This is a genomic window from Providencia sp. PROV116, assembly GCF_028482485.1.
In the GTDB taxonomy this organism is placed as follows: domain Bacteria; phylum Pseudomonadota; class Gammaproteobacteria; order Enterobacterales; family Enterobacteriaceae; genus Providencia; species Providencia rettgeri.
On record NZ_JAMPQO010000022.1, the window covers coordinates 1 to 18256 of the forward strand.

Here is an 18256-nt window from a genome sequence, read left to right on the forward strand (position 1 = left end):
AGTTAAATTAGTAAATCATTCAGTTTCATGAGGAGGATTTTATGCAATCTAACTTATCTCCTAAAGAAATTGTTGGGAGCAATATACATAAAGCTCGCCGAGCTAAAGGGCTAAGTGGTTCTGAGCTAGCTGACTTACTTTTATGCTCACAGCAGCATGTTTCACGTATTGAGCGCGGCGTTATTCGACTACACCTAGAGCAAATTAAGCAAATTGCGAACTCACTTGATATTGATATTAATTGTTTATTAGATGGCGTTGGATTTCAAAATAACTCAGTAAATTATATCCATAATATGGAATGTTATTTTAAAGCTGAAGGATGGTTTTCAGGATCTAGTCAATTTATGAAATAGGCTTAACCTTATGTCAGAAAATATAATAAAACCAACATTTAATATTATTGTAGGAAAGAAAATAAAAAGATATAGAAAAGAAATGAAATTAACTGCTGAGGAGTTAGGGAGATATATCGGCGTAAGTCAACAGCAAATTTCCCGTTATGAATCAGGAATTAATCATATTAATATTGATTTTCTTTCTCAATTATCTGAGTTATTTAAAGTACCAATTCAATTTTTTTTAATAGAAGACTAAATATATTTTTTAATTATTAAAATTTAATTTTTAGTATTTGATTTTTTTAAATCAAATACTAGTGCTTTGTTTTTTTCCAGTTCATTGCAAATAGAGTGTCTGCAATGAGCAATGAAAATTGACACTCATTCTTTATTTAACAAAAAACATAGGACTTTATATTCATGAAAATGAAATCTATTGCAATGGCAACTTTTATGGCTCTGGGTTTAGCTTCTGCAGCAAATGCTGCTGATCAAGGCCACGGTAAAGTAACGTTCAAAGGCGCTATTATCGATGCTCCATGCTCAATCTCTCCTAGCTCAATCGACCAAACAGTTGAATTAGGCCAAATTTCTAACATGGCATTAGTTGATGGCGGTAAATCAACTCCACGTCCATTCGAAATCACTTTAGAGAACTGTGATATCACTAAACTGACTAAAGGTGTTCAATTAACCTTTAGTGGTGCTGCTGCATCTTTCGACAATACCAATAAAACACTGGGTATTGTTGGTACTGGTGCTGGCGCTGGTGTTCAGATCACTAATGGTAGCGGCAATGTGGTGACTTTAGGAACAGCTGCACCATTCCAACAAGTTCAAAATGGTAACAACACACTGAATTTCGCTGCTTACTTAAAAGGTAATGGTGGCGATATCGACACTATCACTGCCGGTGACTTTAGCTCAGTAGCGGATTTCACTCTGTCTTACGAGTAATTCATCTTGAGCCAACAAATTAATTTGTTGGCTCATTCCGACTGAATTGGGTGTAAGAGAGGGAGCAATGAATAATTCGATAACCAGTGGAGTGTTTTCATTGATCTTAAGTATAGGCACGTTGGCTGCGGTATCAACTGCACATGCTCAAGGCTCAGTGAGTATGAATGGAAGCATTATTGAAACAGCATGTGCAATTGATGTCGGCAGCCGTGATCAAACTATTGATATGGGAAGTATTGCGCTGACTCAAATTCGCCGTGATGGGCAAGGACCTGCTCGCCCTTTTGTTATCCGATTAGTGAATTGTGTTCTTGAACGCCAAAATCCTGACAAACCAAATTGGCAATATTTTCGCGTAACATTCGATGGCTCCCATGACAGGGGGTTATTTGGTGTAAACGGACAAGCTCAAGGTGTTGGATTACAAATTCAACGTGAGGGAGATGGTGAAATTGCCATACCAGGCCAAGGAATGTCAATGAGCGCACTAACAGCTGGAACAAAAGATCTCACCTATCGGCTACGGTTGGTGGCGAATAACCGCCCATTGGCATCAGGTCAATACTACAGTCAATTACGTTTCAAACTGGATTATGAATAGTCGGTTCCTCTAAGAAATGAAGATCTCCTTTGTAGGACGAGCTTCGTGAGCGAAATGACATTACGGATAAAAGAACGCAAAAGAAGGTCGAGATGATGACCCTGAATTTCATTCACACGCCTGTGTTACGGATAACTCGGCCTTGCAGATTAGGGCTTTTAGTCGCGTTGGCTATTAGCTTTGGTGGTCACGCATCCGATATTACATTTAATATGGATATGCTAGACGTCAATGATCGTAACAACATTGATTTAAGCCAATTTGCGCGTCCAGGCTATCTCATGCCTGGTGAATACAGTTTTACGGTTTTCTTAAACAAGCAAAGCATGCCGGAAGAAACTGTCTTTTACTATGCGCCTGAAGGTGAGTCGGATGAAAGCCTCCCTTGTCTGAACCCTGCTTTAGTTGAAAAATTCGGTATCAAGCCTGAATTGATGTCGACATTGAAGTGGTGGCACGAAGGACAGTGTTTATCACTTGAAAGTTTACCCGGAACTGAGGTTAAAGCCGACCTTGCGACTTCGGCTATGTATATTAGTTTGCCGCAAGCCTACCTCGAATATACCGCTGAGAATTGGGATCCTCCCGCACGCTGGGAAGAAGGGTTACCCGGCGCATTGTTTGATTACAACCTAAATGCACAAGTGGGCCAGCAAACCCGCTCTGGACAACAAACCAACTACAGTACCAGCGGTAATGGGGTTGCTGGTGTTAACTTAGGTGCTTGGCGTGTTCGCGCTGACTGGCAAATGCGTATTGATAAGCAGCAAGGACAAAGCACGACCACATCATTAGATTGGACTCGTTATTATGTCTACCGAGCAATCAAATCATTAGGTGCAAAACTCACTTTAGGTGAGGATTATTTAACCTCTGATATTTTTGATAGTTTCAGATTTACAGGGCTTAGCCTGGTTACCGATACCAATATGCTTCCACCCAATCTACGTGGATATGCACCAGAAATTACTGGGGTCGCAAAAAGTAATGCGACAGTTATTGTGAGCCAGCAAGGACGAATTATTTATCAAACTCAAGTCGCTGCGGGTCCATTTCGTATCCAAGACTTGAATGATGCATTAGCTGGGCAAATCGATGTTGAAGTTAAAGAACAAGACGGCTCAACACAGAATTTCACTGTCAATACTGCAAGTGTTCCGTATTTAACACGCCCTGGACAACTGCGTTACAAATTAGCCGCTGGGCGCCCAACAAATTGGCGCCATCATGTTAGTGGCGATACCTTCGCAAGTGGCGAGTTCTCTTGGGGAGTTAACAACGGCTGGTCACTGTATGGGGGTGGAATTGGTGCGGAAAACTATGCATCCGCGGCTATAGGGATTGGTCGTGACTTAATGGTATTCGGTGCATTGTCATTCGATATCACTCATGCTCGGGCGCATCTAACCAACCTAAGTGATATTGGCAACAAAACGTATCGTGGGAGCTCATATCGTTTAAGTTACTCTAAACGTTTTGATACCTATAACAGCCAAGTGACATTTGCAGGATATCGATTCTCTGAGCAAGGTTTTATGAGTATGTCTGAGTATTTGGATGCGCAGGAAACAGGTGCTCGCCAATACAACAGCAAAGAAATGTACACCATCTCTTATAACCAACAATTTTCAGAGTTAGGACTAAGTGCGTTCATTAACTATTACCATCAAACCTATTGGGATCAACCCGATAACGACCGCTATAGTATTTCGTTAGCGCGCTACTTTGATATTGGTAAATGGAAGAATCTTAGCCTCAACTTGACGGCCTATCGAAATCGTTATCGTGAAAGTAATGATGATGGCGTATATGCGTCACTCACAGTGCCTTGGGGTGAAAAAAGCTCCGTTAGTTATAACAGTAGTTGGGATAAAAATGATAACTCACAACGTGTGAGTTACTACAGCACCATCGATGAGAGAAATAACTATCAGCTAAGTACCGGATGGGCGCGTTCAGGTGCGCTCGTGAGTGGCTATTACACTCATCAGGGGGACTTAGCACAGCTCAACGCAAACGCAACGTACCAACAAGACCGTTATCGGTCTGCGGGGTTCTCTTTGCAAGGTGGTTTCACCGCAACAGAGAAAGGTGCCGTACTGCATCGTGGTAGTCAAATTGGCGGTACTCGCATATTTGTTGATACCGATGGTGTACCTAATATTCCACTACGTGGTTACGGCTCTATTGTGCGTACCAACCGCTTTGGACAAGCCGTTATTAGTGACGTGAATAGCTATTACCGTAACCAAATTAGCGTTGATTTGAATGCATTACCAGATGAAGCGCAAGTGTCTCAATCTATAAAGCAAGGCACTTTAACAGAAGGGGCAATTGGCTACCGTCAATTTGATGTTGTCGCAGGAAACAGTGCGATGGCGTTGTTAAGGCTATCGGACAATAGCACACCACCTTTCGGAGCAATAGTCTTAAACGGTCGTGGTCAGCAAGTCGGTATGGTGGGTGATGATGGAAATACCTATCTTACTGGTTTAAATGCAAAAGATACCTTGCAAGTTCGTTGGGATGACCAAGTGCAGTGTGAAATCACACTCCCTGATACCTTGCCAGAAGATGAATATTTACAGGCAAGCTGGTTACTACCGTGCCACAAACCGGGAGCAAAAGCCGCATCGCCAGCGACCATAAAGACACAATCAGCGAGTCGTGCATTAGAAGCAATGCCGAAAGCAGCAGAACTTGTTGTGCCTGTAGTTGAAAGAACGGCGCCAAAGGAACCAAGTCGCTGGTTACAAAAATAATAAAAATGGTGGTACGCAAAGAGCGATGAATGCTCCTTAACCATAGAAGATAACAATATGATGAATAACATGATGAAAAACAAATTGATGAACAAAAAAAATGCCCATAGAGCAGTATTCGCATTGGCTGGCGTTGTGTTGACTTCAACAACGCTATCTTCTGCTCAAGCGGCAGTTGCATTAGATAGAACTCGAGCGATTATTACGGGAGACGAAAAATCGATCAGTTTAAATATCAGCAATGAAAACAAACAATTACCTTATCTCGCTCAAGGTTGGGTGGAAAATGAGAAAGGTGAAAAAATAAGCGATCCATTTACGGTATTGCCACCGGTGCAACGTGTTGAGCCAGGGGCAAAAAGCCAAATCAAAATCCAAGCACTGCCAAGTGCAGCGGCACTGCCGCAAGACAGAGAATCCGTGTATTACTTTAATTTGCGTGAGATCCCACCAAAAAGTGATAAGCCCAATACACTGCAACTGGCGTTACAGACACGTATCAAATTGTTTTATCGACCGAAAGCAATCATTCCGACACGTGAGCAAATGGATAACCCATGGCAGGAAAAAGTGACTCTTACTCGCCAAGGTAACCAGTATACGATTAATAACCCAACTGCCTATTACGTTTCTTTTGTCGATGCTGTTCCCAACAAAAATGGACAAACGGTCGCAGGGTTTGAGCCCGTAATGGTTGCACCAAAAAGCAGCAAAGCACTGAACGTCAGTGCAGACGCATTAGGTAATAAACCTGTGCTGACCTATATCAATGATTACGGTGGTCGTCCAACACTGTCGTTTACATGTCAGGGAAATAGCTGCCATGTGGTACCTGAAAAAAAATAGACTGATTTGAAATGCGCGATGAGATAGCAGGAGAATATCATGGCAAACACAAGCAGGATGCTCCGTTATGTGGGCTTAGGAAGTTTAGCGCTGAATTTATTCAGTAACATGGCGATGGGAACAGCTCTAAATAAAGTTGATAACTGGGATGTAGATGGTTCACATGGCACGCTATATGTCCATGGGGCCTTGACGGAAAGTGCTTGTCGTTTAGCAATGTCATCAGCATATCAAACTATTAATTTAGGTACTGTGGGAACCGGACAGCTTCAGCATGTCGGGCAAACAGGTAATCCTGTTGCGATTGAGCTACGTTTAGAAGATTGTCTAAGTGGTGAAAGCCGCAGCCGCACTGCACAGGGGAATCTTTTGTGGAGCCAACAAATGCCTTCAATGAAGATCCGCTTTTTGGCTCCTATAGATACTCAAGACCCGCGCTTGGCAGCTGTTATCGGTGTTCAGGGGATTGGCCTGCAATTAAGTGATGCAGCGCGTTCACCAATTAACTTAGGTGAGTACAGTACACCACAGTTGGTTTCACCTGGGCAAAACCAATTAACTTACTATGTAACGCCGGTACGTACCTCCGCTCAACTAAATGCTGGAGCTTATCAGGCGTTAATTAGATTTCAGGTAAGTTATGAATAGGAGCATGGAGATGAGAGGAACTTATTTTCTTACGATATGCTTTAAAGCGCTTGTCCTCGCTGGGGTAATTCTCTTTGGTGCTCTGATTTCACTCAGTTTTTCTTACAATGCTATCGCTGCAAACCTAAGCACTAATATCCAAATCCGCGTGACAGTATACGGTGAGCCGGAATGTACCCTTGGCGGTGCAACAACGACTTCGGTAGATTTTGGCGATATACATCAGGCAAAGATTGATGGTGCTTATGGGCGCTCACCTATTAATTACAATTTGATATGTAATGGCTTATATAAGAATACATTAAAGATGACGCTGAAATGGACTGATAGGCAAATTAATGGTGAGTCATCCGTGACAACCAATCTCCCGAATTTAGGTATTGCCATTTATCGTGATGGAACCCGGCTCAGTAATGGTGCGACACTCAATTTTAATTATGGGAGTTCGCCTGCTTTATATGCCGTCCCCGTTAAACCTACAGGGGTAAACTTAACATCGGGTGGGGATTTTACGGGCAATCTTACGATGGTATTGGATTACCAATAGGATGATATCAATGAAATTATTCCGTTATCTTCTCTCGGTCTGCATGATGCTTAGCCTGTTTAGCCAAAGCCAAGCAGCAACACTTGGTATCCAGCTAAAAGGTCGATTATTGGTGACACCGCCCGAGTGCATTTTGAATAACAACCAACAAGAAACTATACATTTTGGCGATATATTGCTTCCGCGTATTGATGGAGTTCAATACAAGCGTACTGTACCGATGAGACTCAGCTGCACAAATCTAGCGAAAAACGCTATAAAGCTCACGCTTGTCGGCGATGGAACATCATTTAATAGCAATGGCGCATTAAAAACGAGTAACCCAAAACTCGGGCTTTCCTTTTATGTGAACAATGCTAAGCAAGTTATTAACCAGCCTTTCAATGTGTTATATACAGCGCTGCCAACCTTGGAGGTTGCTCCAGTAAAAAACAGTAATGCCAATTTTACCAATACCGATGGCGGATTTTTTACAGCGCTGGCAACACTGAAAATTGAGTATCAGTGAGAATGATTATGTGGAATAACAATCAAATTAAGCATTGGATGGCAGGATTTATAATGGTGATGTCCATATCTTCAGCGCAAGCAAATTGGGCATTTGATGGCACGTTAATTATTCCTCCTGTTTGCCAATTAAGCCATGACGAGCCGATAAAAGTTTCATTCGGTAAAGTCGGTGTACGAAAAATCAATGGTACCGCCTTCAAGCAATCTATTCCTTTTCAATTAGATTGTGTTGGCGATATGACACAACCGTGGGATATCAGCTTGATATTCGGAGGAACACCTGCGGGAAGTGGATTTGATAATGCGACATTAAGAACGGTGACACCGTTGAACAATGGCAAATTAGGCATTCAAATTCAGAAAAATGGCCAACCTCAACCATTGAATGAACCCTTTTTGATTAATGCGGCTTCACTACCATCCCTTTCAGCGGTTCCTGTCATGCGATCAGGAAGCGAACTCGTAGGGGATAATTTTACTGCATCAGGCACATTAACCATTATTTTTGAATAGGAGGCGGCAGTCATAACTATGAATATTAAACGTAATATGAGCTTTGCCTTTGGCTTATGGTTTTTGGGTGCCACTGCCGCTTTTTCTGCAAATGTGGAATTTGATGGCACGCTAATTGAAGATGCTTGTGACGTTTATCCTGGCGACGAATCGATTGAATTAGATTTCGGAACGATCGTGGATAAATACCTGTATCTGAATACTCAAACAAATAGCCAACCTTTTACCATTCGCTTAATCAATTGCGATTTAGCGTTAGGCCATGAAGTGAAAGTCACATTTATGGGCGCAGAAAGTTTGGCTTTACCTGGTTTATTAGCGTTAGATGCTGGAAGCCAAGCAACAGGTGTGGCGGTTGGTATTGAAAGTATTTCCGGTACAGCAATCAAAATTAATAGTGGCAGTTATACCCAAGGGTTGTATACCGGAAATAATAATGACCTACGATTTCAAGCGTATGTGAAAGCTGAGCCAGTTGCATTGCAAAATAAATCAATTGTGCTCGGTTCATGGGCTGCGAGTGCCACGTTCAAATTAGATTATGAGTAAATCATTATGTATGCGAAAAAAGCAAAAATATACGGAATGTTAAATACAAGCCGTTTGAGTATTTTATTATTAATCATCGCATTAGCGTCTCTATTTCCTTCTCGCCCTGCCAATGCGATTGCGTATGTAATGCCTGTGAGTATGACCTCTGGAGCTTGGCCTCGTGTTGAGATGGACATTCTTTCTTGGAGTGAAGCAAGTGGTGTTACTAACCCTTGTTATGGATCAACCGAGTGCTGGGTAGGCCCTGATGTTCTGTATGCATCTGGTGCGCCATCGTTGAGTGGATCTTGCTTAGATTATGGTAACTGCATTCGAATTAACCAGTATCGAACAGCGGAAGAAGTCGCAGCGGCTTTTCGTAGTGCAAAAGGAATTCCTTATCGTGCATCGTTTGTCATTGATAGCCCAAATGCGACTTGTATTGGATTATTCTATGTTAACCATAAACCAACCCCGGGAGTTAGGAATGCAATCCAGTGGCCAGGTAGCGTCTGTGGTAAAATTCCACCTACAAATCAAACATGTAGTATTTCTTTGCCTGCTTTTGTTAATCACGGGGCGCTCAGTAACACGAGTTTAAATGGTAAAACAAACTCAGTTTCTGGCAATATCACTTGTACACAGGCGACAAATATCAATTTATTTGCTCGTTCAACCACGGGTGAGCGTTATGTATATTTAAATTCGACTTCTAACTTTTATTCAAATCCATTAATTAATAATCAAAATGGCTGGAATGGCGCGAACATGAACATTTCTGGGAATAATGCAGCGAATTCATTTACATTCACTTCTGAATTACATGCATCAGGAACGGTAACACCTGGGTATTACACTGGAAATGCAGTCGTCATTATTGCATTTAATTAGTTAATCAAAACCTTCTAACCCAATTCACTGACTTGATAGTTGAGAAGCGTATTTTTTAATAAAATACGCTGCTTTTATGAATATTAATTAGTTTTGCTTTTCATATCTAGGCACTGATATTTCTTTCAGTGCCTGATTTATCAACCTTATTACTAATAATCCAATCAACGGTTACTGCTACAAAAATATTCACATACCCATACTATCATTGATGATAGTTTTTGATAAAAGGATGAATAATAGCCCTCCAATCAATAAAAAAATCCCTTAAACCGAAGAGTAACGAAAAGTTTAAGGGATAAATGCGCGAGTCTAATTAGAAGTATAAGAAGTAGAAAGTTACAACAAGGTTAACTATTGCGGCAACTGCCATTGGGATTGCCGTCCGTTTTACTATTTGAAACGGTGAAACCCCTGCAATCCCTGCAATTGCAACAATTGCTGCAGTGATAGGTGAAACTGTACGTCCAAAGCTTGTCATGATCTGCATTGGTAAAATGAGCGTCACCACATCCACTTTGAGAAAAGCAGCAATTTTCGGTGTCAATGCAGCAAAAGAGAAGAATGCTGCATTCCCTGAGCCCATTAGGAACGCCGCAAGTGCAAGGATGGCACTCATAACAATAATCATCGCCCCGATACCAAAGCCAGCATCTTGAGCAGCACTAATTAACGTATCCACCGCTCCACTTTTGAGTAATCCATTTGCGAAAAACTCCCCTGAAACAATCAAAGAAACCACTAAAACAAACTGTTTCCCCATGCCTTCAAAGAACAACATAAAGCTGTCCATGACGGCTTTCGCATCACGTAAACGGACGTATTCAAAAATCAGTGCAATGACCGTACTGATGATCATCGCAGTGGTGACTTCCAACTTAATATATGGATGTAATAATGGGCTAAATCCGATAATTAAGATCAATGGAATAACCGGTAACAACGCGTAAGACAATGGAACTTTATTACCGCCATCTTCTTTAATGGTATCAATTTTGCTCAAGTCAAAAACAAACCCCTCACGCTTATCCCACCAACGCTGGATAAAGAAATGGGTGATTGCCACTGCGATAATAATAGGGATAGTTACGGGTAATTGATACTGAACAAAGTAAACGGCGGGTTCAATATCTGCGGTTTTTGCTGCCATAATGACATTACCAGAGCCGGGTCCATGGTCGATAAACTGGCAACAACCGATAACCGCTAAAGCAGAGAGTGGACTGATTCCTGAACGAATTAATATTGGGTACATAGTCACCATTAGTAGCATCCCCAACCCGGCATGGCTTGGAATGAAAATAACGAGAATTTGCGTTACTAAAAATGAAATCACTAATAACAAATAAGGTGATTTAATAGTCTTTAGTGGCTTTTCAAAAATAGCAAATAATGCGCGACTTGCCCCCACATGCTCCATATAACGGGAGAATCCAGCAATTGCCATTAATGTTAACCCTAGACCTGCTAATCTAGAACTCATGATATCAGTAAAAATTTGGAAGATATCAAAGTACTTAAAATGCGTAGTTTTGTTTTCTGGTAACAATGAATTAAGATCTAAAGATGCGGTTAGGAGCAGCAAAAGCAAGCCCCCTAGCAACAAGACTGGCTGAGGCTTATAACCTCGAGCCAGCAGGTAAACAACCAGCGCTGTAACTAGCGCGGCAATGATTAAACCTGTCATAGAAGAATTCCCCAGTATTGGTGCAGCTTTATTGTTATTGGTTTAATGTTGAAAATGCTTGTGTAATATCGGATATCAAATCATCCACAGACTCCAAGCCAATATGTAAACGAACAAAAGGCCCGTGGCCTTCACGCCAATCTGATGCTGTTCTTGCACCGACTACGTTAGCGGGTAGTGCGAGGCTTTCGAACCCACCCCACGATGCACCGATACCAAACAGGGCTAAAGCATCAATAAAGTTTTCTGTTTGCTTCGCGGTATATTGTTTTTTGAATTCAATGGTTAATAAACCGTTACTACCTTTGCAGTCACGCTTCCATAGATCATGTCGCGGATGAGATGGTAATTCAGGGAACCAGACTTTTTCCACTTCAGGACGCGTTTCCAGCCATTGTGAAATCGCTAACGCGGCTTTGCCATGCGCAGCTAATCGCTGCCCTAAAGTCCGCATTCCTCGTAAAACTAAAGCTGCATCATCGGGGCTACTGGCTTGACCTAAAGCTTCTGGCAAGGCACCAATTTGTTTCCAAGCTTTTTCTGTCGCGACCATAATTCCCATCATCACATCAGAATGCCCGCAGAGGTATTTTGTTGCTGCAATTACAGAAACATCCGCGCCTAATTCTAGTGGGTTATAAAGCCATGCTGAGCCCCAAGTATTATCAACACCGACAGGGATATCTCGTTCATGTGCGATGCGGCATATTTCGGGTAAATCCAACATTTCATAAAGTAATGAACCTGGGGACTCAACAAAAATAAGCTGTGTATTACTCTGAATTTTTTGTTCAAAATCTGAGCCATCTGTTTTAAAGAAGCTATAGGCAATATTGTTTGGTTTTAAAAAAGCATCGGCAATTTTGCGCACAGGCTCATAAACCGAATCCACAAACAATACATGCCCACCACTATGTACATAGCCCATAATAGTGACGGCAATCGCGGCTAGACCTGTAGGAAATAACTGTGCTCTATAACCTCCTTCTAATTCAGTCACCAAGCTTTCAAGTGCAAATGCTGTTTCTGTACCTCGCGCACCGTAACTTAAAACACGTTCCGTTGCGCGGCGATCGCGAACATCACGCCAGCTTTTAATTGAATCAAAAACAATAGTGCTCGCTCGCATTACTGGTGGATTGATTGGTCCTGATGTTGTAATAGTTTGTCGTCCACTATGTATCAATTTTGTATATTTATTTAATGTCATTATTTATTTCTCCAAATATAGGAATAGATCCCCTGATAATTAAAAGGAAGATTATTTATTTTTAATAATTTTTAATCCATATTATGTATATCAAATTACTTTTCTTTTAAAACATGTCTTATTTAAAAAGATGATCTTCATCATACAAATGAGCATTAATTAAATTAATGAAAACTTAAGAGAAAATTAAGAATTAAAATCGATAGATAATAAACAATAAATAAAAATACAACATATTGATTTTAATGAAATTATAAATACATAAGAAAGCCTTTAATTAACATTAATCTTATTAAGGTGTTTATTTTTATTATTTGTTGCATAAATAAAGAAACTCTCTAACAAATAATTGCTTTTTAATTTTCAATATTATTCTTACACAGGGGAATATTATGGGTACTAGTGTTTTTGATTCGGTATTATTAAAGAACTTATGGTCTACAGAAGAAATGCGAGCTATTTTTTCTGATAAAGTCAGAATGCAAAATTGGCTTGATTACGAAGCAGCATTAGCAATTGAACAAGCTGAATTAGGCTTGATTCCAAAGCAAGCTGCGAAGATCATTGCTGATACAGCAAAACTGGAAAAGTTAGATATGGATTTCATCTTAGAGCAAGTGCGTTTAACTCGTCACCCACTTGTTCCAACCATCCGTGGTTTAGAACATGCTTGTCCTGAACATTTTGGTGAATACGTCCACTTTGGACCCACGACACAAGATGTTATGGACACAGGCTTAGTGCTTCAACTTAAAGAGGCTCATAACGTTTTTTTACGTGATATCAAAATATTAGGGCGTTCTTTATTATCGTTAAGCGAAAAGCATCGCAATACACCAATGGCAGGACGAACCTTAGCCTTACAAGCCTTACCGATTACCTTTGGACACAAAACTGCAATTTGGCTAACGGAATTAGCACGCCATTATCAACGATTAAAAGAAATCGAACCTCGCTTATTCGTTGGTAGCGTTGTTGGCGCTGTTGGAACTAAGGCCTCATTGAGCGACAAAGCAGATGAGCTTGAAGTTCGTGTATTAAATCGGCTCGGTTTAGGCACTCCTGAAATCTCTTGGCAACCCGCTCGCGACCGATTTAGTGAATATGGCATGCTGATTGGTTTAATTAGCGGCACGTTAGGAAAAATTGCCAATGAAATTTTATTATTAGCTCACAATGAAATTGATGAACTTTCAGAGCCTTTTAGTAAAGGTCAAGTTGGCTCCTCAACGATGCCACACAAGCGTAATCCTGCCATTGTCGAAAATGCGGCATGTGTCAGTAATACATTGAAAGCTAATCTTTCAGTGCTTACCGACATGATGAAACACCAACACGAAAGAGATGGTGCGATTTGGAAGATGGAATGGAAAGTGATGCCAGAAATGTGCCTGATGCTTTCGGTGATCTTCGATAACATGAAAACGGTATTAGAGGGATTAAACGTGCATGTCGATAAGATGCGCCAAAATTTAGATATTTTAGGTGGATTTATGCTCGCTGAGCGCGTCATGTTTGCTTTATCAGACAAAGCGGGTAAACAAACTGCCCATGAAATTGTTTATGAAGCTTCTATGTCTGGCCAAGAAGAAGGCATCACTTTTATTGAGGCCATTAACCGTGACACGCGCATTCGTGACCATATAACGCAAGAAGAACTTGATGCCCTATTAGATCCAACGACCTATGTGGGAAATGCTCCTGAACAAGTCACTCGAGTAATAGAACAAACCAAAGCATCCGGTTGGCTTAATGACTAATTCATTTTAGCAAAGTTTAAATCTTTACTTTCTTAAAGCCAGTCAAGTGCTGGCTTTTTCATTCACCGGAGGTATCTATGACATTAAGCCAACAGCTAAGCCAATTTATCACATCCCTATCATTTTCTGATATTCCACCGCAGGTTGTTGAACGCGCCAAATATCATTTACTCGATACATTAGGCGTTGCACTTGCCGGAAGTCTCCAACAAAGTGCAACACAATGCCGTAAGGGAGTCGCTTATTTACCTGATCATCAAGGAAAAATTCCAATTTGGGGAAGTAACCAAACCGTTTCAACTACCACCGCCGCTTTAGTAAATGGTATTTCTGCACATGCATTAGATTTTGATGATACACACACCGACTCAATCACTCACGGTAGTGCCGTACTTACCCCTATCGCCTTTGCACTCGGCGAACATTTACAAGCAACAACGCAAGAGCTCATTACTGCATGGATTATTGGCTGGGAAGTTGCTGCCAGAGTGGGATTAGCAAGCCACAGCGGGTTCCATCAACGCGGCTTCCATTCTACAGCCATAGCCGGTATTTTTGGATCGACAGCTTGTGCATCTTCATTACTTAAATTAACTCGGGAACAAACGGTTCATGCTCTTGGACTAACAGGAAGCCAAGCCAGTGGTGTTGCTGAATACCTAACCAATAGCTCGTCTGCAAAATGTTTTCATGCGGGCTGGGCTGCGCAATCAGGCATTATTGCAGCTTGTTTAGCTAAAGGCGGAATGACAGGGCCAGAAACTATTTTTGAAGGGCGCTATAGCCTGTACCAAACACATGGTCTTCGTGAAAATGCGCATCCAGAGCAAGTCACCCAAGACTTAGGTAATGTTTGGCAGTTAATGAATGTTTCCATTAAACCCTATCCTGCTTGCCATTTTGCTCATGCCACTGTCGATTGTGGGAGACGATTATTACAACAAGGAATAACCCTCGAGCAAATTGCTAAAGTAGAATGCGTTGTCGATCCCGTTGCAGCTGCCTTAATTTGTGAGCCACCAGAACAAAAATGGGCTCCTCAGAGTGCCTATGCAGCGAAATTTAGCCTCCCGTGGTTGTTTGCCGCAGGCTTTATCGAAGACAAATTAACATTAAGTTTGCTCTCAGCCCAAAATTTACAGCGAACAGATATCCAAAACCTCGCGAAAAAAGTCAGTTATCGTTATCCCACTGAAAATGAAATTCCTTTTCCAACCTATTTTCCCGGCTTAATTTTTGTCACATTAACTAATGGTGAAACAATAACGGAACGATTAGATATCCAATACGGTAACCCACAAAATCCAATGTCGTTGGAGGATATTGTGAGCAAATTTTATGACAATGCAGAGTTGGTAATGAAAAATGAACAAGCTGCACAGCTTGCTAAAAGTGTATTGTCCTTCGAAACGAAAACTATACCGGCTATCACACAGTTATTGCGTGTTGGTATTTAATAATACCGACTAACGAATAGAAGCCCACACTAAATGGGCTTCTATTTTTATTTCCCCTTATTATTCATTTAACTGAGCAATAATTTGCTGTAAATGAGCAATAGCAACATCATTGAGAGGTTCTTGTGGAAGGATCGGGTCACCAACATTAAATCCTTGAATGTTTAAAGATGCTTTAATACACGACGCTAATGCATATTGCGTAAAAGCTTCGTTGATTTGCCACATTTCTTTCTGTTTTTCTAACGCTGTATCCCAATCCCCTCTAGTAGCCAACTCATATAGTTCAACACATTGTTTTGGCAATACACAGGCAGGACCCGCCATCCAGCCCACGCCACCTAATTTAATGACTAATAAAGGAATATGAGCTGAAGCACTAAAAATTTTAACTCGCTCACCGAAGGTGTTGAGCATCGTTAATAACCTTCCAGTATTACTCGATGCATCTTTAACATATTCGATATTAGGGATATAGCTTAATTCATTCAAAAGAGAAATTGACAGCACATCCCCTAATAAACCAGGATTGGTATAGACCGTCATCGATTTTTCAGGAAAAGACTCTGCTATTGTCTGGAAATAACTCAATTGAGCTTTGTCACTCAGAGGGTACATTTTTTGGGATATCAGTACCATACCATCCACACCTAACTTGGCATATTGCTCTGCTTGTGAACACGCATCTGATGTTGAGAAACCGGCGACCCCCGCTAATACGGGTACCCGCCCCGCGGCTTGATCAACCGTAATGCGAACGACTTCATTTCGCAATTCTTGTGACAAATATGCGTATTCACCTGTACTCCCTAACGGACTCAACCCGTGAACTCCGCTCGAAATAAGATGTTCAATTAGATGACGAAGGGATGATTCAAGAATAACCCCTTTAGCTTGGTCAACTGGTGAAACAAGATAAGGAAAAATACCGTGAAAATGGGTCATAATCACTCCTAATTTTAGTTGTTATGGGAGATAACGTCTGTTTGTTCATTTTTTAATGAGTTAAAAAGAATTTGGGCGGCTTTAGTTGGGCTTTTTGAGTTGAGGTACAAGTTATATCGAATTGCCGGAAGTGCTGGTAACCCTTCATCTTCACCGAGTATGCGTAAATCCTCCCCAGAAAGTTCAATTGAACGCGCCATAATGCCCAATCCCGCCCTAACTGCAGCACGTGCACCAGATAATGTTGTTGCCATGTACGCAATTCGCCAAGGTATTTGCTGTTGATCGAGGTGATTGATCATCATCTCACGGTAAGTGCTCGGTTCATCTAGCACAACTAATGGCAGTGGCTGCTCTAAATTAAAGGTAAAATGCTTCCCGCAATACCATAGCGAAGGGGAAACACGTAAAACAATTTTAGGGTAACCAACATGTTCCTCGGTTGAAATGGCCAAATCGAGTTCATTATCCTCTAACATTGACATAAGAAATGGGCTACGTTTGACAATAATATCCATGATCAAATTTGGATAAGCCCCTGAAAATCTGGCTAGTAAATCAGGTAATATGGTATTCGCTGTGTCATCTGGCGAACCAATTTTTAATACCCCGTCAATTTCTTCATAAACTAGCGATAAACATGCCTCATCATTAAGCCGCAGAATACGACGGGCATAGCTCAATAGTTGTGTACCAGAATCCGTCAATGCTTTATTTCTGCCTTGCCGCACAAATAATTCCTTGCCAATGAGTGACTCCAACCTTTGCATTTGTTGACTCACCGCTGATTGCGTTCGGCAAACAGATTCTGCAGCGGCGGCAAAAGTTGCACCATCAACAACCGCAATAAAAGTACGAAGTAAATCAAGCTCCAAATTAAAAATAGGGCGTTTAGCAGCTGGCATTTTAGTTATCTCTTTTCTTAAGGTATAAGATATCATTAAACAAGAGTGTTTAATTTACATACTAAGAAAAAAGCCTTAAAGAATCTATGTTAGAGCTCAATTGTTTGGCTCTAAATTGTAGCTACTTAATAATAAATTTGACCACTTGAATATCCGCCATAACACGTTAATCTTGCAGAATTAAGAAAACAAAAAACCGTCGAAGAGCAGCGTAGCAGTAAAGACTTCTTAAGCACTAGCAGTGAACACACTATCCAACACGATGAAACCACTCGTGAAAAAGGCAGCTTGCTCAGTGGCGAAAAAGTTACCATTACCACAGGGAATGACCTGACCGTCAAAGGCTCCTCGGTGGTGGCAGAGAATGATGTCAGCTTAACCGCTGGCAACAATGTCGATATCACCGCAGATAACAAACTGCATGTAGGCGGAGCTGATCTGATTGCTCAAAAAGACTTAAACTTCACGGGCGATAGCGTCCAAATCGACCCGGGCTATGATGCCAAACAACAAGAGGTCAGCGTCGGGGCGGCTACAAGGCCTGGCAGGTGATAATTTAGCAGGTGCATTGGCAAATACCTCGTCGCCGTACTTAGCGACATTGATAAAACAGCAAGTAGATGAAGATAATAAAGCCGCGAATACCATGGCATATGCTGCGTTATGCGCTGTTATTGCTAAGCTAAATAATCAATCCGCTGCTGCGGGTAGATTGTGCCATATTCTTTATCCTCTCACCTCTGAGCAAGCATATACTCTAAATAATTCGGATTACGTGTAGGCAGCTAGTGAAGATAGCCGAGGAGCATAGATAACTATGTGACTCGGATAGCTGAACGAAGCCAACAACCATGTAATTCGAAGTATGACGAATATACATTCATTATCGAAGCGACGTATATACTCACTCGGAGGTTAATGTGGGTTGAGTTAAGTTGACATGCATTGACTGAAAACGCGGGGGGAAGCCTTGCAAACACTGGGTTTTAGATACAAAAAAGACGTCGATTGACGTCTCTTGATGTTCTTATGGTGCGAAGGCCGGACTCGCAAATAAAGACTAACAACATGAAATTTAAATAATATATTTTTAGTAATTATTTTTATACCCGTAAATGTACCCGTAGTGAAAACATTGCATT

20 protein-coding genes are annotated in these 18256 nt (G+C 41.2%); 16 read left to right on the plus strand and 4 right to left on the minus strand.

Annotated elements, in window-relative coordinates; genetic code table 11:
• The first annotated feature begins 41 nt into the window (after nucleotides 1–41).
• The 12 genes from PSE72_RS15230 (at nucleotide 42) to PSE72_RS15285 (ending at nucleotide 9150) form a co-directional block, all read left to right on the plus strand.
• Nucleotides 42–356, plus strand: coding sequence for a helix-turn-helix domain-containing protein (locus PSE72_RS15230; RefSeq protein WP_004907614.1), 315 nt, complete (start codon nucleotides 42–44; stop codon nucleotides 354–356).
• Between the two features lie 10 nt (nucleotides 357–366).
• Complete coding sequence (locus tag PSE72_RS15235) at nucleotides 367–597, plus strand: helix-turn-helix domain-containing protein (RefSeq protein WP_109912789.1); 231 nt, start codon at nucleotides 367–369, stop codon at nucleotides 595–597.
• 164 nt (nucleotides 598–761) lie between these two features.
• Nucleotides 762–1298, plus strand: coding sequence for a fimbrial protein (locus PSE72_RS15240; RefSeq protein WP_004907609.1), 537 nt, complete (start codon nucleotides 762–764; stop codon nucleotides 1296–1298).
• A gap of 67 nt (nucleotides 1299–1365) precedes the next feature.
• Nucleotides 1366–1902, plus strand: coding sequence for a fimbrial protein (locus PSE72_RS15245; RefSeq protein WP_004907606.1), 537 nt, complete (start codon nucleotides 1366–1368; stop codon nucleotides 1900–1902).
• Nucleotides 1903–1994: 92 nt separating this feature from the next.
• Nucleotides 1995–4664, plus strand: coding sequence for an outer membrane usher protein (locus PSE72_RS15250; RefSeq protein ID WP_115168057.1), 2670 nt, complete (start codon nucleotides 1995–1997; stop codon nucleotides 4662–4664).
• Nucleotides 4665–4721: 57 nt separating this feature from the next.
• Nucleotides 4722–5510, plus strand: coding sequence for a fimbria/pilus periplasmic chaperone (locus tag PSE72_RS15255; RefSeq protein WP_004907602.1), 789 nt, complete (start codon nucleotides 4722–4724; stop codon nucleotides 5508–5510).
• Nucleotides 5511–5549: 39 nt separating this feature from the next.
• Nucleotides 5550–6158, plus strand: a complete 609-nt coding sequence (locus tag PSE72_RS15260; RefSeq protein WP_109912791.1) for a fimbrial protein — start codon at nucleotides 5550–5552, stop codon at nucleotides 6156–6158.
• A 10-nt stretch (nucleotides 6159–6168) separates the two neighbouring features.
• Entirely contained in the window at nucleotides 6169–6705 is a 537-nt protein-coding gene (locus PSE72_RS15265) for a fimbrial protein (protein WP_232800921.1), read from the plus strand.
• A 10-nt stretch (nucleotides 6706–6715) separates the two neighbouring features.
• Nucleotides 6716–7213, plus strand: coding sequence for a fimbrial protein (locus tag PSE72_RS15270; protein WP_004907589.1), 498 nt, complete (start codon nucleotides 6716–6718; stop codon nucleotides 7211–7213).
• Nucleotides 7214–7215: 2 nt separating this feature from the next.
• Nucleotides 7216–7728 carry a fimbrial protein gene (locus PSE72_RS15275; protein ID WP_115168059.1) on the plus strand — a complete coding sequence of 171 codons (513 nt, stop codon included), beginning with the start codon at nucleotides 7216–7218 and terminating at the stop codon, nucleotides 7726–7728.
• 18 nt (nucleotides 7729–7746) lie between these two features.
• Nucleotides 7747–8277, plus strand: a complete 531-nt coding sequence (locus tag PSE72_RS15280; protein WP_115168060.1) for a fimbrial protein — start codon at nucleotides 7747–7749, stop codon at nucleotides 8275–8277.
• A gap of 6 nt (nucleotides 8278–8283) precedes the next feature.
• Complete coding sequence (locus PSE72_RS15285; RefSeq protein WP_004907580.1) at nucleotides 8284–9150, plus strand: MrpH family fimbial adhesin; 867 nt, start codon at nucleotides 8284–8286, stop codon at nucleotides 9148–9150.
• Nucleotides 9151–9466: 316 nt separating this feature from the next.
• Here the strand turns inward: PSE72_RS15285 and dcuC are convergent, their stop codons facing one another.
• Nucleotides 9467–10837 (minus strand): C4-dicarboxylate transporter DcuC, encoded by a 1371-nt coding sequence (gene dcuC / locus PSE72_RS15290; RefSeq protein WP_115168061.1) that lies wholly within the window; start codon nucleotides 10835–10837, stop codon nucleotides 9467–9469.
• A gap of 34 nt (nucleotides 10838–10871) precedes the next feature.
• Nucleotides 10872–12047 (minus strand): cystathionine beta-lyase, encoded by a 1176-nt coding sequence (metC, locus tag PSE72_RS15295; protein ID WP_004907573.1) that lies wholly within the window; start codon nucleotides 12045–12047, stop codon nucleotides 10872–10874.
• Between the two features lie 392 nt (nucleotides 12048–12439).
• Here metC and purB point away from each other — a divergent pair, with 392 nt between their 5' ends.
• Together purB and PSE72_RS15305 are read left to right on the plus strand one after the other, a co-directional pair.
• Entirely contained in the window at nucleotides 12440–13807 is a 1368-nt protein-coding gene (purB, locus tag PSE72_RS15300) for an adenylosuccinate lyase (RefSeq protein ID WP_115168062.1), read from the plus strand.
• A 77-nt stretch (nucleotides 13808–13884) separates the two neighbouring features.
• Complete coding sequence (locus PSE72_RS15305) at nucleotides 13885–15264, plus strand: MmgE/PrpD family protein (protein WP_115168063.1); 1380 nt, start codon at nucleotides 13885–13887, stop codon at nucleotides 15262–15264.
• A 60-nt stretch (nucleotides 15265–15324) separates the two neighbouring features.
• On the opposite strand, the gene PSE72_RS15310 is transcribed toward PSE72_RS15305, so the two are convergent.
• Together PSE72_RS15310 and PSE72_RS15315 are read right to left on the minus strand one after the other, a co-directional pair.
• Nucleotides 15325–16209 (minus strand): dihydrodipicolinate synthase family protein, encoded by an 885-nt coding sequence (locus PSE72_RS15310; RefSeq protein WP_115168064.1) that lies wholly within the window; start codon nucleotides 16207–16209, stop codon nucleotides 15325–15327.
• Nucleotides 16210–16223: 14 nt separating this feature from the next.
• A complete protein-coding gene (locus PSE72_RS15315) occupies nucleotides 16224–17114 on the minus strand; it encodes a LysR family transcriptional regulator (protein WP_004907568.1) in 891 nt (296 codons plus the stop codon).
• 252 nt (nucleotides 17115–17366) lie between these two features.
• Between PSE72_RS15315 and PSE72_RS19970 the strand changes: the two genes are divergently transcribed.
• Complete coding sequence (locus tag PSE72_RS19970) at nucleotides 17367–17666, plus strand: hemagglutinin repeat-containing protein (protein ID WP_115168065.1); 300 nt, start codon at nucleotides 17367–17369, stop codon at nucleotides 17664–17666.
• Complete coding sequence (locus PSE72_RS15320) at nucleotides 17614–17895, plus strand: hypothetical protein (protein WP_272690999.1); 282 nt, start codon at nucleotides 17614–17616, stop codon at nucleotides 17893–17895. The genes PSE72_RS19970 and PSE72_RS15320 overlap by 53 nt, the downstream gene beginning before the upstream one ends.
• The last annotated feature ends 361 nt before the right edge of the window (nucleotides 17896–18256 follow it).